Genomic DNA, 13,304 nt, shown 5'->3' with positions numbered 1-13,304 from the left:
CTGCCGGCCCTTCCCCCCCCCCCCGCCCCGCCCCCCCCCCCCCCCCCCCCCCCCCCCCCCCCCCCCCCCCCCCCCCCCCCCCCCCCCCCCCCACCCCATGACACGCTCTCAGCGGCCAACCGCAACGCCTTTGCAGACACCCGGACACCCCGCATGCCGCCCCTGCTGAAGATCCGTTCCGAGCGCGGGCAGATGTCGGCCATCGAACGTCGCATCGCCGATTTCATCCTCGACAACGCCCACCTGCTGCGCGACTACTCATCCCAGCAGCTGGCCAGCGCGTTGGGCATCAGCCAGTCCAGCGTGGTGAAGTTCAGCCAGAAGCTCGGCTTCAAGGGCTACCCGGACCTGAAGTACTCGATCGGCCAGGATGTGGCTCGCGCCGGTGCCGATCCACAACAGGCCCCCAGCGAACCCGACAGCGGCGACGACTACCTGCGGTTGGGCGAGGCCCTGCGCCGCAGCAAGGCACAGGCCGAAGAGGAAACCCGACAGGCCAACCCGCGCGAGGAGATCGAGCGCATCGTGCAGCTGCTCGACGGCGCACCAAAGCTGTTCGTGTACGGCCTGGGGGATGACGGCCTGTATGCCCGCGAATTCGCCATGCGGCTGTCACTGCTTGGCCTGCTGGTGGTGCCGCATACCGATCCGATCCTGATGCTGGCCAACCTGTCGGCCGCGCGCCCCGGCGATGTGCTGCTGGTGTTCTCCGAGTTCGGCAACCTGCCCCAGCTTTCCCTGCCCCAGCTTTCGCAGCTGTCCCGCCAGTTCCAGGACATGGGCGGCAAGGTGATTTCCATTACCCGCCACACCGCCAACCCGCTGCGCGCGCATGCTGATGCGGCACTGGTGGTGTGCGCGCACGATCGCACGCCGCAGGTCGCGCAGCTGCTGTACCGTAGTGCCATGCACGCCCTGCTCGATTTCCTGTTCGTGCTGCTCTGCCACGCCAATCCGGACCGTCAGCAGCAGCTGGCGGTGAACCTGGAGCGGATCGACCACCTGCTGGATTCCTGACCGGAGCGCACGTTGATGAAATCGCTGGCCCGTCTCGCCACCACTGCGCTGCTGCTTGCTGCAGCGGTGTCCGTCCACGCGGCGCCGCTGGATGGTGCGCGCCAGCTGATCGTGGTCACCAGCGATGGCTGGGACAGCACCCAGGGGCAGTTGCAGGCCTATGTGCGCGACGGCCAGGGCTGGCACACGCACGGGCAGGCCTTCCCTGTCGCGCTCGGCCGTACCGGCAGCGCCTGGGGCCTGGGCCTGCATCCGGCGCAGACCGACGGCCCGCAGAAACAGGAAGGCGATGGCCGCAGCCCGGCCGGCGTATTCGCGCTCGGCAGTGCGTTCGGCTATGCCGTCACCCGCCCCGGCACCGCGATGCCCTACCAGCCGATGCTGGACAGCAGCTACTGCATGGATGTGCCCGGCTCGCCGTTCTACAACCGCATCGTGGATGAAAAGAAGGTCGGCAGCGCAGCGGTCAAGGGCTCCACCGAGCCGATGCGGCTGGACCTGCACAACAAGGGCGATGTGCGCTACCGGGAAGGTTTTGTAATTGCCCACAACCCGGGCAACCAGCCCGGCAAGGGCAGCTGCATCTTCGCCCATCTCTGGCGCCAGCCGGGTGAGGCCACCGCCGGCTGCACCGCCATGTCACAAGCACGCATGCAGGCCCTGCTGGACTGGCTGCGGCCGCAGGATACGCCGCGCTTCGTGCTGCTGCCGCGCGCCGAGTACACGCGCCTGCAGACCCAGTGGCAGCTGCCCGCACTGAGCGGAGATGCCCGTTGAGCGCGCAGGACGAACCGCAGCTGCAGCGCGCGGTCAGCCGCTGGCAGATCGTCGGCCTGTCGATCAATGACGTGATCGGCAGCGGCATCTACCTTCTGCCAGCCGCCACCGTCGCCCTGCTCGGTCCCTTCAGCCTGTGGGGCGTCGTCGCCGCCGGCATCGTCGTCGCGCTGCTGGTGCTCTGCTACGCGCAGGCCGCCAGCTACTTCGATGAACCCGGTGGCAGCTACCTGTACGCCCGCGAGGCATTCGGCCGTTTCGCCGGGTTCGAGATCGGCTGGATGATCTGGCTGACCCGCATCAGCTCGGCAGCCGCATTGAGCAACGCGCTGGCCGATGCGGTCGCGCGCTTCTGGCCGTGGGCCGGCGCCGGCATGGGCCGCATCGCGGTGATCGTGGTGTCGCTGGGCTTCCTCACCGGCGTCAACATCATCGGCGTGCGTTCTGCCGCGCGTACCGGCGTGGTGCTGGTGATCGGCAAGATGCTGCCGCTGCTGCTGTTCGTGGCCATCGGTGCGTTCTACATCGATCCGCAGCTGGCCTTCTCCGGCCAGCGCCCGGACCCTCATGACCTGCAGCGCATGGGTGAAGCCGCGTTGCTGCTGCTGTACGCCTACGCCGGCTTCGAGAACATCCCGGCCGCCGCCGGCGAGTACCGCAATCCGCGCCGCGATATTCCGTTCGCACTGATCACCATGATCATCACCGTCACCGTCATCTACGGCGCGGTGCAGGTGGTGGCGCAGGGCACGCTGGCCGGCCTGTCCAGCTCGGCGACGCCGCTGGCCGACGCCGCCGCCGGCTTCGGCGGCGAAGCGCTGGCGCTGATCCTGACCATTGGTGCAACCATCTCCATCCTCGGCACCAACAGCAACACGATGATGATGGGCCCACGCTTCCTGTTCGCGCTGGCCCGCGATGGTTACGGGCCGAAGATCCTGGCGCAGGTGCATCCACGCTTCCATACCCCGGCCGCGTCGATCCTGTGCCAGGGGTTGATCGCGCTCGGCCTGGCCCTGTCCGGTTCGTTCGTGCAGCTGGCGCTGCTGTCGATGACCACGCGCCTGTTCGCGTACATCGGGACTGCCGCTGCAGTACTGGTACTGGCCAAGCGCTACGCCGAACGCCCCGGTGCGCTGAAGCTACCCGGTGGCCCGCTGATTCCGGTGCTGGCGCTGTTGCTGTGCCTGGCCCTGTTCGCCAGTGCCAGCTGGCAGAACATCGCAGCGGCGCTGGTCGCGTTCGCCATCGGCGCAGTGATCTACAAGCTGCCGCGCAAGGATGCCGACGCCGGATGATCGGTAACGCTGGGGCATGCCCGGCGGATTGATCTGGCGATCACGCTGCCGGACCGGGCCGTTAACCGCAAGGCAGGCACGATCAGGCTTCGTCCACCACGGAGCCCTTCCATGACCGACTACCAGATTCCCGGCCGCGTACCGGACGACAGCACGCCGCGCGACGCGGTCAGCAACTACTGGCGCGAGCGCTATACCTCTGAACCGTACTATGACGATCAGCTGTTCTTCGACGACTACGAACCGGCCTACCGTATTGGCCACTCGGCCCGCGCGCAGGACATGATCCGCGCCTACGAGGAAGTGGAAGGCGAACTGGAATCACGCTGGGCCAGCGAACGAGGCAAGAGCCGGCTGGAGTGGGCGCAGGCCCGCAACGCGGCGCGTCGTGGCTGGGAGGAAGCTCAGCTGGCGGATCCGCGATTGAAGCGATAACGCCAGGCTGCTGTAGAGCCGAGCCTACGCTCGGCTCTCGCACCACGTCTGTAGAGTCGAGCCATGCTCGACTGAGCCGAGCATGACTCGGCTCTACACCGGATCGATCACTCCTGCTCCGGCAGCGGCGGCACGATCGTACTGCGCTTGCTCTCGCCGCCACCGGCGGCGATCAGGTCGCGGGTGTTCTTCTGCACCGCCACCGCGCCGAACAGCGACAGCGCGAAGGCCATGCCGTAGAAGCCCTTTTCGCTCAACACCAAGGTGGCGTTCCACAGGCCAACCAGAAGCAGCAGCAGCGCAGACAGCAATGCGAACCAGCACAGGGCGTAGTACAGGCCACTGACCGGAATGCCTTCGACGCGGTCGCGCACGCTCTTCTGCAGCGACACCGCTGCGAACAGGCCAAACAGGAGCAGGGTGAGGTAGTAGCCCTTCTCGTTCAGCGGCATCTCCGCATTGAACAGGCCAACCAGGTAGGCCACCGCGCCGAGCAGCAGGGCCACCCAGGAGGCGGCAATGAAGGCCGGCGAGGGTCGATGGATGATCGGTGCGTTCATTGCGGTTCCTTGCAGTCAGACGGGCACGCTTTGCCCGGGCGTGCCCACCCTAGACGATCCCGCCGTCGCCGCACAGGGGGAAACAGGACCTTCGGGCCAGGACCGTCACCGCCCCGGTGGTATACAAGGGAGAGCCTGGCCATCCGCATCCCCTTCCGCTGGAGATACCCATGACCCGCACGCCCCTGCTGCTCGCCCTCGGCCTGTTGCCGATCCTCGCCACCACGGCCTGCAATGCCGCCGGCCCCGATGCCAACGGCGCCCAGGCCACCGCGCCCGCGGCCTCTACCGCCGCCGACCAGCGCCCGTTCACCGCCACCGAAGTCAGCCGCTTCGACCAGCCCTGGGCAATGACCTTCCTGCCCGATGGCAGCCTGCTGGTGACCGAGAAGCGCGGCAAGCTGCAGCATCTGGACCTGGCCAGCGGCCAGAAGCACGAGATCACCGGCGTTCCCAAGGTGGCCTACGGTGGCCAGGGGGGCTTTGGCGACATCATCCTGCACCCCGACTTCGCCCGGAATCATGTCGTTTACGTCAGCTACGCCGAGGAAGGCACGCTGGACACCCGCGGTGCCGCCGTGGCCCGGGCCACGCTGGCGCTGGACGCCAACGGCGCCGGCCAGCTCAAGGACCTGAAGGTGATCTGGCGGCAGAGCCCGAAGGTCAGCGGTGAGGGCCACTACGGCCACCGCCTCGCCTTCGGCCCGGACGGCAAGCTGTGGATCAGCTCCAGCGAGCGGCAGAAGTTCGATCCGGCGCAGGACATGGGCAGCAACCTCGGCAAGATCATCCGCCTCAACGACGATGGCACCCTGCCCGCCGACAATCCGTTCGCCTCGCAGGGCGGCGTGGCCGCGCAGGTCTGGTCGCTGGGCCACCGCAACATCCTCGGCATGGCCTTCGATGCCAACGGCAAGCTGTGGGCGCATGAAATGGGCCCGGCCGGCGGCGATGAGCTGAACCTGATCGTGCGCGGCGCCAACTACGGCTACCCGATCGTCTCCAACGGCGACCACTACGACGGGCGCCCGATTCCCGACCACGACACCCGCCCGGAATTCGCTGCGCCCAAGGTGACCTGGACACCGGTGATTTCGCCGGCCGGCTTCGTGATCTACAGCGGCAGCCTGTTCCCGCAGTGGAAGGGCAGCGGCTTCATCGGCGGCCTGTCGTCCACCTCGCTGGTACGTGTGGCCTTCGATGGCGACAGCGCGCGCGAAGCCGAACGCTTCAACATGGGCGAACGCATCCGTGAAGTGGAACAGGGCCCGGATGGCGCACTGTGGCTGCTGGAAGATGGCAGCAAGGCGCGCCTGCTGAAGCTCACGCCGAAGACCTGATTTCGGTCGCGCCGGCCGCTGGCCGGCACGACCTTACTGCAACGGCCCCGCACGCGGGGCCGTTCGCATTCACTGGATGGTGATGACCTTCACCTCGGTCTTCGTGCAGGCCTGGTCCAGGCACTGCCCGTTCAACCACACCTGTCCATCGCCGATCATCACGCCCTGCTGGTTCACGAACACCTTGCCGAAGTCCTGCTCGGACACCGCCTTGACCACTGCCGGGGTAATGATCTTCTCGTAGTTGCGCTGGAACTCACCGGGACCGGTGATCTTCTTTCCGCCGCTGATGTTCAACGGGAAGCGCACTTCCTCGACCACCGCAGCGCGATCGCCGCCAACCACCGCGGTCCTGAAGGCGTTGAACACCTTCTCGTACTGCGCGGCATCACCGAGCAGGGTCTCGATGCGCGCACGCGCGTCTTCCGCGGGCACTTCCGCCGGTGCGGCGCCGGCCGGCTCAGCAGCAGCCTTCGCCGGTTCAGACGCAGGCGTCGCCGCAGCACTGGCTTCCATCGGTGGCGGTGCATCCACCGCAGGCTCGGCCGGCGGTGCCGGCTGCGAACAGGCCGCCAGCAACAGGGCGGGAATCAACACAGCGATCGTGCGCATGCGCGGGCATCCATCGGTTCAAGAACACCGATGGTAGCGCCGTGCCAGTGAGGACAACAAAAAAGGGGACGGAGGGGATTAAGTCGTTTGTGCCACTAACGACTTAATCCCCTCCGTCCCCTTTTTCTCGATCAGGCCTTCAGCAGTTCGAACTGCACCGCCTCACCGGCGGCCGAGGACGCGCACACCCACACATCGAACTGGCCCGGCTCGGCACGCAGCACGCCGTCGCGGCCGGTGAACGCCAGCTGCTCGCGGGTCAGGGTGAACACCACCTCGGTGGACTCGCCCGGCTGCAGCGCGACCTTGCGGAAGTCCTTCAGTTCGCGCACCGGACGCACGCGGCTGGCCACGCGGTCGTGGATGTACAGCTGCACCACTTCTTCACCGGCCACGTCACCGCTGTTGGTCAGCGTGGTGGTGATGGTCAGGGTGTCGTCCCAGCCAAGCTGCGCCGCACTCAGCTGCGGCACGCCGTAAGCGAACGTGGTGTAGCCGATGCCGTGGCCGAACGGGTACAGCGGCTCATTCGGGATCTCGCGCCAACGGGCCTTGAACTCCGACATCGTCGGCAGTTCCGGGCGGCCGGTGCGCGGGTGGTTGTAGAAGTACGGCTGCTGGCCGGACACCTGCGGGAAGCTGACCGGCAGGCGACCAGACGGGCTGTAGTCGCCGAACAGCACATCGGCCACGGCATGGCCGGTCTGCGTGCCCAGGTACCAGGTCACCGCCACCGCCTGCGCATTACGCACGGCGCCCTGCAGGGCCAGCGCGCGACCATTGCGCAGCAGCACCACCAGCGGCTTGCCGGTCATCGCCACCGCTTCGGCCAGCGCCTGCTGTGCCGGCGGCAGGGTGATCTCGACGCGCGACTGCGCTTCGCCGCTGTAACGCTGCGGCTCGCCCAGCGCCAGCACCACCACGTCGGCGCGCAGCGCAGCGGCCACGGCTGCTTCGGTGCCACCGGGGATGGCCACTTCCAGTTCGCAGCCCGGCACGACTTCCAGCAGCGATTCATCGCCGATGGCGGCGCGCACGCCGGTTTCCAGGTCCACGTAGCGCTGCTTGTCGCCAAACAGCGTCCAGCAGCCTTCGATGTTTTCGCGGTCCTGCACGAACGGGCCGATCAGGGCGATCTTCTGCCCGCTCTTCTGCAACGGCAGCACGTTGTCGCGGTTGTTCAGCAGCACGATCGAACGACGCGCCGCATCGCGCGACAGTTCGTCATGGTCGGCGATATGCGAGGTATCGGCTTCGCGCGCCGGGTCCAGCGAACGGTACGGGTCATCGAAAAGGCCGATGGTTTCCTTCAGCCACAGGATGCGGCGCACGCCTTCATCCAGCACCGCCATCGGCACTTCGCCGCTCTCGACCAGGCCCGGCAGGTGCTCGGCATAGAAGCCGCTCTGCATGCTCAGGTCGAGGCCAGCGGTGAACGCCTTGGCGGTGGCATCGCGGTCGTCGGCAGCATAACCATGCGCGACCAGTTCCATGTCGGCGGTGTAATCGGAGATCACCACGCCCGGGAACTTCCACTCACCGCGCAGGATGTCGGTCAGCAGCTCGGCGTTGGCGCTGGCCGGCACGCCGTTGATGTCGTTGAACGAAGACATCACGGTGATCGCGCCGGCGTCGAACGCAGCCTTGAACGGCGGCAGGTGCACGTCGCGCAGGGTCTGCGGCGAGATGTCCACCATGTTGTATTCCATGCCCGCCATCACCGCGCCATAGGCGGCGAAGTGCTTGGGCGTGGCCAGCAGCGAATCGGCGGCGCGCAGGTCGCTTCCCTGGAAGCCGCGCACGCGGGCGGCGGCGAACGCACAGCCCAGCACCACGTCTTCGCCAGCACCTTCGGCGCCACGGCCCCAACGCTGGTCGCGGGCGATGTCCACGGCCGGTGCGTAGGTCCAGTGCAGGCCAGCGGCCGTGGCTTCGACAGCGGTGGCGCGTGCGGTGCGCTCGGCCAGCTCCGGCTCGAAGCTGGCGGCTTCACCCAGCGGGATCGGGAACACGGTACGCATGCCGTGGATGACGTCGGCAGCCAGGATCACCGGAATGCCCAGGCGGCTCTCCTCAGTGGCGACCTGCTGGATGCGGCGGCCCAGCTCGGCGCCCACACCATTGAACAGGGAACCGACCTTGCCCTCGCGCACCTGCTGCAGCACCTGGTCGGCATTGCGCACGTTGGCTTCCGGGTTCACGTCCGGAGCGAACGGGCGGACCATGTCCGCGAAGACACCCAGCTGGCCGACCTTTTCCTCGACGGTCATCTGGGCAATGAGGGATTCGATGCGATCGGAGGCCACCAGCAGTCCTTGATGAAAACGTTTACAAGCCCGGCATTCTAGCGATCCCGAGCCGTTTGGCGAGAGGTTTCGTCATTCAGTTTCAGCCACCAGCGGGGTCCGTATGGCCCCGCCGGAGGCATCGCAGCTTACTCCGACCCAGCCAACTGGCGCTGCCCGGCCATCAACATGGCGTCACTGGAGGCCTGGAACACCCGCAGGCCGAACGCCGGCAGGATCGCCAGCAGGTGGTCAAAGATGTCCGACTGCACGGCCTCGTACTCGCCCCAGGCGGTGCTGCGGGTGAAGCAGTACAGCTCCAGCGGCAGGCCTTCGGTGGTCGGCTGCAACTGCCGTACCAGCAGGGTCATGTCGGTATGGATGCCAGGGTGGCTGCGCAGGTAGCGCTCCACATACGCACGGAAGGTACCCAGGTTGGTCACCCGGCGGCTGTTGACCTCGGCCACGCCCTGCTCGCGCAGGCGCCCGTTCCACTGGCCAAGCTCCTGCTCCTTCTCCTGCAGGTAGTCACGCAGCAGCGCGAACTGGCCGAGGAAGGCCAGGTCGCCCTCGTCCAGGAAGCCGACGCTGTGCTGGTCAAGGTACAGCGCGCGCTTGATGCGGCGGCCACCGGCCTCCTGCATGCCGCGCCAGTTCTTGAACGACTCAGTCACCAGCTTCTTGGTCGGGATGGTGGTGATGGTCTTGTCGAAGTTCTGCACGGTGATGGTGTGCAGCGCGATGTCGATCACATCGCCATCGGCGTTCTGGCTGGGCATCTCGATCCAGTCGCCGATGCGCACGCGGCCATCGCCGCTGATCTGCACGCTGGCCACCAGCGACAGGATGGTGTCCTGGAAGATCAGCATCAGCACTGCGGTGGCTGCGCCAAGGCCGGTCACCAACGGCCCCAGTTTCACCCCCAGCAGGGTGGCGATGATGGACAGGCCGGCGGCCACGAACACCACGATCTTGACCACCTGCAGGTAGCCCTTGATCGGCTTGTTGCGCGCATCGGGCTTGCGTTCGTACAGGCTGTTGGCCGCGTCCAGCGCATGCGAGAACGCCATCGACACCGTCAGTACGGCCCATACGATGCACAGCTTGATGATGACGTTGACCAGGCCAGGCGGCAGATCCGGGATGAGGGTGATGCCCGAGGCGATCACCTGGCTGGGCACCACGTTGGACAGGCGCGAAATCACCCGCATCAAATGGCTGCCACGTCCGGACTCGGCGCCGGGCAGGCGCTGCAGCAGGCGCCGCAGGCCGCGCACGAGAATGCGCTTGGTCACCCAGTTGGCCAGGCCCGCAGCGATCAGCAAGGCTGAGATCATCAACGCCAGGTAGGCGCCGGGATAGGGTTCCAGTGTGTTCTGCAGCTTTTCCAGCCACTGTACCGCCACCACCGCGTCCACCATCAGTTGTCTCCTTCTTCCTTCATTGATGTTGAGGTTGCCGGCCAGCGGCCGGCACTACCGGGTCAGTCCCGCGTGCGCTCGATGATCACGCCCACCGCGCGCGCGCCGCGCACCGCGCCCGGCTTGCTCAGCTTCAGGCGCAGCCACTTCACGTCGAATTCGTCCAGCACGATCTGCGCGCAGCGCTCGGCCAGGGTCTCGACCAGGCCGAATTCCGACTCGCGCACGAACTGCTCCAGGCGCTTGCTGACCGCCTTGTAGTTCAGGGTGTGGGCGATGTCATCGGTGGCCGCAGGGCGACGGTTGTCGAAGCCCATTTCCAGGTCGAACACCAGGTCCTGGCGGATCCGTCGTTCCCAATCGTAGATACCGATCAGGGCGTCGATCGTCAGCCCCTCGATGAAAACCTTGTCCATTGCGCTTACCAGCCCGAATACAGGGGGCCATGGTAACGGCACGGCGGTGAGCCTGCCCGGAACGGGCGGCGGGTGGCCGGCAGGGACGCGGCTCCAGAAAAGACAAAGGGCCCTGCTAGCGGGGCCCTTTGGTACTACCGTTTGTCCCCGGAGGGAGCTGTTGAACAGCCGCGGGTCCCGGTGGCGCAGGCACGCAGATTAGGCAAGGACCCGATCGCCGGTCAAGGCCAATTCCGACAGGGCAGGTCAGGTAGTCGTCCGAGGCCAAACGCAGAAAATCAGCCGCGCGGACAACGACGTTCCCTGATGGTGGTCGCCGCCCACTCTCGCGAACATCGATTCCTCCTTCACCACCGCACATCACGATGGCTCCATACGATGTACTGCGGCGCGCGTTGTCAGCGGAGCGTCTGTCTACTTACGAGAGAATCGCATCGACCTGCAGCCCCGACGTCACAGCCGAATCCCTGTACCTGTGGAACATGCGGATGTGCAGTGCACTGATGATGCCGGTCCATCTGTGCGAAGTGGTCACCCGCAACGCCGCTGCAGCTGTGCTCGCCCGGCAGCATGGCCCGCGTTGGCCTTGGAATGATGCCTTCCGGCGCAGGCTGCCAACTTCGTCCTGTACTTCCGCACGTGCAGCACTGGAACAGGTTGCTGGCCGCACGACCGATACACCCGAAATCGTCGCCAAGCTGCCGATGGTGTTCTGGCAGCAGCTTTTCACCTGTCGCTTCGACGCCACGCTGTGGATACCCGCACTCAACGGAGTTCTGCGGCATGCACCCTCAGCTCATCCCAGCGTCATCAGAAAAGCCATCCACGCTGACATCGGGCGCATCCGCCACCTGCGCAACCGCATCACGCACCACGAGCCCATCCTCGAGCGCGACATCGGCGCTGACCTGGCCGCGATCGGGCGGCTGATCCACGCCCGCTGCCCGCATACGCTGGGCTGGCTGCAGCGCCATGAGCGGGCGACAACGGTGTTGGCGGCGTCGCCGTTGACAGGGCGTCCGTAATGCGTTCGCCGGGCAGGACCCGGCGCTACCGGTTCCGGGGCTCACACCGCCGGCAGGGTCGCCATGTCCCAGCGCGGGGTCACATCCACCTTCGGCGGGCTGTGCTGGCCGGCCTGCAGGCGCAGCGCGCCGGCGAAGGCGATCATCGCACCGTTGTCGGTGCACAGTGCCGGCCGCGGGAAGCAGGCACGGCCGCCCAGGCGCTCGGCCATCTGCTGCAGGCGCGCGCGCAGGCGCTTGTTGGCGCCGACACCGCCAGCCACCACAATCACGTTGGTGCCCGCCGCTTCCAGCGCGCGCTCGCATTTGATCGATAGGGTCTCGACCACCGCATCTTCAAAGCCACGGGCGATATCGGCGCGGGTCTGTTCGCTCTGATCGCTGTCGCGCCAGGCCATCAGGACCTGGGTCTTCAGGCCGGAGAAGCTGAAATCCAACCCCGGGCGGTCGGTCATCGGCCGCGCGAAGCGGTACGCGCCCGGCGTGCCCTGCTCGGCCAGCCTGGCCAGCTGCGGGCCGCCCGGATAGGGCAGGCCCATCATCTTGGCGGTCTTGTCGAAGGCCTCACCGGCGGCATCGTCCAGGGTCTCGCCCAGCAGGCGGTACTGGCCGATGGCGTCCACTGCCACCAGCTGGGTATGGCCACCGGACACCAGCAGCGCCACGAACGGCGCTTCCGGCGGGTCGTCTTCCATCAGCGGGGCCAGCAGATGGCCTTCCATATGGTGTACGCCCACCGCCGGTACCTCCAGCGCCCAGGCCAGCGACCGAGCCACGCCCGCGCCGACCAGCAGTGCCCCGACCAGGCCGGGGCCGGCCGTGTAGGCCACGCCGTCAATGTCGTCTACGCCGAGGCCGGCTTCGGCCAGGGTCTGCCGCACCAGCGGCAGCAGCTTGCGGACGTGGTCGCGGCTGGCCAGCTCGGGCACCACACCACCGTATTCGGCGTGCAGGGCGATCTGGCTGTAGACCGCATGGGCGCGCAGGGCCGCGCTGCCGGACAGGTCGGTGTCATACACCGCCACGCCGGTCTCATCACAGGAAGATTCGATGCCAAGGACTCGCATGCCTGCTATTATGACGCCCCTGCCGCCCCCTCGGGGGACGTGCAGGTCTCACTGCTTTCGAACCCTCGGCCCGTATTCAGGGTTGGCCGCTTGCAGTTTGTCTATTCGCCGCTATAATGTGCGGCTCGCCGGGCGTGACCCGGTTCTACTGTGTCCCGGAGATTCCATGCCCAGCGTCAAAGTCCGCGAGAACGAGCCCTTCGAGTTTGCTCTTCGCCGCTTCAAGCGCACTTGCGAAAAGGCCGGTGTGCTGGCCGAAACCCGCAAGCGCGAGTTCTACGAAAAGCCGACCCAGGAGCGCAAGCGCAAGGCCGCCGCTGCTGTGAAGCGTCAGCTGCGCCGCTCGTCGCGCGACGTCACCAAGCGTCAGCGCCTGTACTGATCGGACGCATCTTCATTGCGGCAGGCTTGCCTGTCGCGATGGAGCCGAAGCCGGCACGCGCGAGCGTCGCCGGCTTTTTGCGTTTCCGGGTTCGGGCATCCGCCCCGCCCCACCTACCACCACGAGGTTCCTCATGAGCATGAAGCAGCAGCTCACCGAAGACATGAAGGCCGCCATGAAGGCGGGCGAGAAGCACAAGCTGGGCGTGATCCGCCTGATCAACGCCGCCATCAAGCAGCGCGAAGTGGACGAGCGCATCGAGCTGGATGACACCGCCGTGATCGCCGTGCTCGACAAGATGGTCAAGCAGCGCAAGGACTCGGTCAGCCAGTTCGAAGCCGCCAACCGCGAGGACCTGGCCGAGATCGAGCGCGCCGAGATCGTGGTCATCGAAGCCTACCTGCCGGCCAAGATGGGCGAAGCCGAGATCGTGGCCGCCATCCAGGCCGCCATCGCCGAGACCGGTGCCTCCAGTCCGGCCGACATGGGCAAGCTGATGGGCGCACTGAAGCCCAAGCTCGCCGGCCAGGCCGACATGGGCCTGGTCTCCAAGCTGGTCAAGCAGCAGCTGGCGTAAGCCGGCATTGATCCGGTAGCGGGGGGGGGGGGGCCGCGGGGGGGGGGGGGGCCCCGCCGGGGCCGGCCCCCCCGCGGCCACCCCCCCCCCCC

At 67.0% G+C, this 13,304-nt stretch carries 14 protein-coding genes; 8 read left to right on the top strand and 6 right to left on the bottom strand.

What is annotated here, in order from left to right:
- Nucleotides 1-153: 153 nt before the first annotated feature.
- From ACJ7C5_RS17550 to ACJ7C5_RS17535, 4 genes are all read left to right on the top strand, one after another.
- Entirely contained in the window at nucleotides 154-1,017 is an 864-nt protein-coding gene (locus tag ACJ7C5_RS17550) for a MurR/RpiR family transcriptional regulator (protein WP_412704634.1), read from the top strand.
- Nucleotides 1,018-1,032: 15 nt separating this feature from the next.
- Nucleotides 1,033-1,794 (top strand): L,D-transpeptidase family protein, encoded by a 762-nt coding sequence (locus ACJ7C5_RS17545; protein WP_412704633.1) that lies wholly within the window; start codon nucleotides 1,033-1,035, stop codon nucleotides 1,792-1,794.
- Entirely contained in the window at nucleotides 1,791-3,092 is a 1,302-nt protein-coding gene (locus ACJ7C5_RS17540; RefSeq protein WP_412704632.1) for an APC family permease, read from the top strand. Before ACJ7C5_RS17545 ends, ACJ7C5_RS17540 begins: the two co-directional genes overlap by 4 nt.
- Before the next feature lie 111 nt (nucleotides 3,093-3,203).
- A complete protein-coding gene (locus ACJ7C5_RS17535) occupies nucleotides 3,204-3,527 on the top strand; it encodes a hypothetical protein (RefSeq protein WP_088023671.1) in 324 nt (107 codons plus the stop codon).
- A 107-nt stretch (nucleotides 3,528-3,634) separates the two neighbouring features.
- Here the strand turns inward: ACJ7C5_RS17535 and yiaA are convergent, their stop codons facing one another.
- Complete coding sequence (gene yiaA / locus ACJ7C5_RS17530; protein ID WP_412704631.1) at nucleotides 3,635-4,087, bottom strand: inner membrane protein YiaA; 453 nt, start codon at nucleotides 4,085-4,087, stop codon at nucleotides 3,635-3,637.
- A gap of 170 nt (nucleotides 4,088-4,257) precedes the next feature.
- Between yiaA and ACJ7C5_RS17525 the strand changes: the two genes are divergently transcribed.
- Nucleotides 4,258-5,427, top strand: coding sequence for a PQQ-dependent sugar dehydrogenase (locus ACJ7C5_RS17525; RefSeq protein ID WP_412704630.1), 1,170 nt, complete (start codon nucleotides 4,258-4,260; stop codon nucleotides 5,425-5,427).
- A 69-nt stretch (nucleotides 5,428-5,496) separates the two neighbouring features.
- Here ACJ7C5_RS17525 and ACJ7C5_RS17520 read toward each other — a convergent pair whose 3' ends face one another.
- The 4 genes from ACJ7C5_RS17520 to folB form a co-directional block, all read right to left on the bottom strand.
- Nucleotides 5,497-6,039, bottom strand: a complete 543-nt coding sequence (locus ACJ7C5_RS17520) for a hypothetical protein (RefSeq protein WP_412704629.1) — start codon at nucleotides 6,037-6,039, stop codon at nucleotides 5,497-5,499.
- A gap of 131 nt (nucleotides 6,040-6,170) precedes the next feature.
- On the bottom strand, nucleotides 6,171-8,345 hold the full coding sequence (locus ACJ7C5_RS17515) for a glycoside hydrolase family 3 N-terminal domain-containing protein (protein WP_412704628.1): 2,175 nt from the start codon (nucleotides 8,343-8,345) through the stop codon (nucleotides 6,171-6,173).
- A gap of 128 nt (nucleotides 8,346-8,473) precedes the next feature.
- Entirely contained in the window at nucleotides 8,474-9,745 is a 1,272-nt protein-coding gene (locus ACJ7C5_RS17510) for a mechanosensitive ion channel family protein (RefSeq protein ID WP_412704627.1), read from the bottom strand.
- Between the two features lie 62 nt (nucleotides 9,746-9,807).
- The gene (gene folB / locus ACJ7C5_RS17505) at nucleotides 9,808-10,161 is read right to left on the bottom strand and encodes a dihydroneopterin aldolase (protein ID WP_005407807.1); all 354 of its coding nucleotides are present in this window, start codon (nucleotides 10,159-10,161) and stop codon (nucleotides 9,808-9,810) included.
- A 365-nt stretch (nucleotides 10,162-10,526) separates the two neighbouring features.
- Here folB and ACJ7C5_RS17500 point away from each other — a divergent pair, with 365 nt between their 5' ends.
- Entirely contained in the window at nucleotides 10,527-11,186 is a 660-nt protein-coding gene (locus tag ACJ7C5_RS17500) for a hypothetical protein (RefSeq protein ID WP_412704626.1), read from the top strand.
- A gap of 41 nt (nucleotides 11,187-11,227) precedes the next feature.
- Here ACJ7C5_RS17500 and tsaD read toward each other — a convergent pair whose 3' ends face one another.
- Nucleotides 11,228-12,253: a tRNA (adenosine(37)-N6)-threonylcarbamoyltransferase complex transferase subunit TsaD gene (tsaD, locus tag ACJ7C5_RS17495; protein ID WP_097048518.1), complete on the bottom strand. Its 1,026-nt coding sequence runs from the start codon at nucleotides 12,251-12,253 to the stop codon at nucleotides 11,228-11,230.
- A 166-nt stretch (nucleotides 12,254-12,419) separates the two neighbouring features.
- Here tsaD and rpsU point away from each other — a divergent pair, with 166 nt between their 5' ends.
- Nucleotides 12,420-12,635 carry a 30S ribosomal protein S21 gene (gene rpsU / locus ACJ7C5_RS17490; protein ID WP_002808376.1) on the top strand — a complete coding sequence of 72 codons (216 nt, stop codon included), beginning with the start codon at nucleotides 12,420-12,422 and terminating at the stop codon, nucleotides 12,633-12,635.
- A gap of 133 nt (nucleotides 12,636-12,768) precedes the next feature.
- Nucleotides 12,769-13,212: a GatB/YqeY domain-containing protein gene (locus ACJ7C5_RS17485; protein WP_099590220.1), complete on the top strand. Its 444-nt coding sequence runs from the start codon at nucleotides 12,769-12,771 to the stop codon at nucleotides 13,210-13,212.
- Nucleotides 13,213-13,304: the final 92 nt, after the last annotated feature.

Source organism: Nocardiopsis yanglingensis (genome assembly GCF_045809185.1).
In the GTDB taxonomy this organism is placed as follows: domain Bacteria; phylum Pseudomonadota; class Gammaproteobacteria; order Xanthomonadales; family Xanthomonadaceae; genus Stenotrophomonas; species Stenotrophomonas yanglingensis.
This window is presented reverse-complemented; position numbering and strand designations above follow the sequence as displayed.

What these genes read in the sequence shown, in the direction of transcription:
- ACJ7C5_RS17550 (WP_412704634.1), top strand. Translation starts at nt 154, where the DNA reads ATGCCGCCCCTGCTGAAGATCCGTTCCGAGCGCGGGCAGATGTCGGCC.
- ACJ7C5_RS17545 (WP_412704633.1), top strand. Translation starts at nt 1,033, where the DNA reads ATGAAATCGCTGGCCCGTCTCGCCACCACTGCGCTGCTGCTTGCTGCA.
- ACJ7C5_RS17535 (WP_088023671.1), top strand. Translation starts at nt 3,204, where the DNA reads ATGACCGACTACCAGATTCCCGGCCGCGTACCGGACGACAGCACGCCG.
- yiaA (WP_412704631.1), bottom strand. Translation starts at nt 4,087, where the DNA reads ATGAACGCACCGATCATCCATCGACCCTCGCCGGCCTTCATTGCCGCC.
- ACJ7C5_RS17525 (WP_412704630.1), top strand. Translation starts at nt 4,258, where the DNA reads ATGACCCGCACGCCCCTGCTGCTCGCCCTCGGCCTGTTGCCGATCCTC.
- ACJ7C5_RS17520 (WP_412704629.1), bottom strand. Translation starts at nt 6,039, where the DNA reads ATGCGCACGATCGCTGTGTTGATTCCCGCCCTGTTGCTGGCGGCCTGT.
- ACJ7C5_RS17510 (WP_412704627.1), bottom strand. Translation starts at nt 9,745, where the DNA reads ATGGTGGACGCGGTGGTGGCGGTACAGTGGCTGGAAAAGCTGCAGAAC.
- folB (WP_005407807.1), bottom strand. Translation starts at nt 10,161, where the DNA reads ATGGACAAGGTTTTCATCGAGGGGCTGACGATCGACGCCCTGATCGGT.
- ACJ7C5_RS17500 (WP_412704626.1), top strand. Translation starts at nt 10,527, where the DNA reads ATGGCTCCATACGATGTACTGCGGCGCGCGTTGTCAGCGGAGCGTCTG.
- tsaD (WP_097048518.1), bottom strand. Translation starts at nt 12,253, where the DNA reads ATGCGAGTCCTTGGCATCGAATCTTCCTGTGATGAGACCGGCGTGGCG.
- rpsU (WP_002808376.1), top strand. Translation starts at nt 12,420, where the DNA reads ATGCCCAGCGTCAAAGTCCGCGAGAACGAGCCCTTCGAGTTTGCTCTT.
- ACJ7C5_RS17485 (WP_099590220.1), top strand. Translation starts at nt 12,769, where the DNA reads ATGAGCATGAAGCAGCAGCTCACCGAAGACATGAAGGCCGCCATGAAG.